Genomic DNA, 1,805 nt, shown 5'->3' on the forward strand with positions numbered 1-1,805 from the left:
TACAGGATTTTGAATCTTGGCTAAAATTCTGTCTATGTATATAGGCTTAAATCTGTTGACGCCGTGAGATTCTATACCTCTTCTGTCTGATTCCAACAAAACGTCTGTGCAGATTTCGGCATCTTCTCTAGGTACGCCTACACCTACAAACGCATCTGTTACAAACTCTTGTGCGGTTTTCCAATCTAATACTACTTTGGGCATATTAATACTCCTATAATTTGATTTTGATTGTTTAATTATGTTATAATGTCGTTGATCAAAATTGTCAACATCGAGCGTTTTGATTGAATATTTCAATCATATATTGACAAAACTATATTGATTTTTTAATCAAATGATCATATGAGGAAAGTTTTATGCCCTTAGATGATAGAGAAGATGATATATTAAAATTGCTTTCATATAACGAAAGCACATCAATAAAAGATTTGGCAAAAAAGCTGTTTGTAAGTGAGCCCACCATAAGACGCGATCTAAATTCTTTGGCTCAAAAAGGCAAAGTTATCAGAACCCACGGCGGTGTAATACTAAAACCCCCTGCACTGGATGAAAACTTGCCATTATATATTAGAGAAAAAGAACATAATGATGAAAAAATCCTGATCGCAAAAAAAGCGGTTTCGCTGATTAAAGAAGGCAATTTGATAATGCTGGATTCTTCAACCAGCAGTTTGTCTATTATTCCCTATCTTAAAGATTTCAAAGAAATTATAGTTATAACCAACAGTGCAAAAGCAAGCGTAATGCTGGGCGAATTAAAAATAAAAAACTATTGCACAGGCGGCCAGCTTATCAATAATTCGCTGGCTTTTGTCGGCTCACATGCCGAAAAATATCTCAAAAACTTTAATGCTGATATATGTTTTATTTCAGTACGCACTTTAACAGAAGATGGCATGTTAACTGATAATGCAGTTGAAGAAAACAACATTAGAAAAGTAATGCTAAGCGCATCCAAAAGAAGAGTGCTTCTTTTGGACACTCAAAAAATTGGTGCGCCCTGCATCCATAATCTATGCTCAGTAGATGATATAACAGATATTGTGAGTGAAAAAAAATTCCCAAAATCTGTTTATACAGGCAAAGCTAATCTATGGTAACAAGAATTAATCATCTAGATAGCTTCTAAAATACTTACCTATTTCCACCATTAGCTTAGTTGCTTGAGGATATAATTCCAACGGATATTTTCTTATATATCTATCGGCTTCAAATGTTATATCGCCTTGATAATTGTTTTGTTTTAATGCATCTAAAATCTTTTTAAAATCGATGCTGCCTGCATAAGGCAATTGATGAAGATCATGACACAAGTCGTTATCGTGTATATGCAAATTGGTCAATCTGTCTTTTAGTGCATTTATCATTTCAACGGCGCTAGTATCAAGTCCTTTAATCTCTGCGTGTCCTAAATCAAGGCACGCAGTAAAATATTTGTCATCTAAAAGTGACAAATGTCTCAAAAAATCATCATGATGTGAACAAGCAGCAGATTTTGCATATGGTGCACCTTTTTCCCAATTCCACATATTTTCTAAGGCAATTTTCATGCCCAAGTCTTTTATATAAGGCAAAAATTGCTGATAAAGCTCAGCGTTTTGTTCTGCATTATAGTAGTTCCAAGGATGAACTATAATTGTTTTTGCACCCAAAATACTTGCAACTTCTATTGCTCTTACGATTTTTGAAAAAATATATTTATTAAATTCATCATCTCCAGGTTTTACCGTAGGAAAAGGTGCATGCGCCTGATTGCATACAATACCCAGACTGTCAGCATATTTTCTTAATTCACGAGCTTT

3 protein-coding genes are annotated in these 1,805 nt (G+C 34.2%); 1 reads left to right on the plus strand and 2 read right to left on the minus strand.

Annotation, left to right across the window (positions count from 1 at the left end; all coding sequences use genetic code 11):
• The coding region (locus VIL26_00230; protein ID HEY8389373.1) for an Ldh family oxidoreductase at window positions 1-204 on the minus strand (204 nt) is incomplete at its 3' end.
• A 155-nt stretch (window positions 205-359) separates the two neighbouring features.
• Here VIL26_00230 and VIL26_00235 point away from each other — a divergent pair.
• Window positions 360-1,103 (plus strand): DeoR/GlpR family DNA-binding transcription regulator, encoded by a 744-nt coding sequence (locus tag VIL26_00235; GenBank protein ID HEY8389374.1) that lies wholly within the window; start codon window positions 360-362, stop codon window positions 1,101-1,103.
• A gap of 6 nt (window positions 1,104-1,109) precedes the next feature.
• Here the strand turns inward: VIL26_00235 and VIL26_00240 are convergent.
• On the minus strand, window positions 1,110-1,805 hold a 696-nt coding region (locus VIL26_00240; GenBank protein HEY8389375.1), incomplete at its 5' end, for a sugar phosphate isomerase/epimerase family protein.

The organism is Clostridia bacterium, assembly GCA_036562685.1.
In the GTDB taxonomy this organism is placed as follows: Bacteria; Bacillota; Clostridia; order Christensenellales; family DUVY01; genus DUVY01.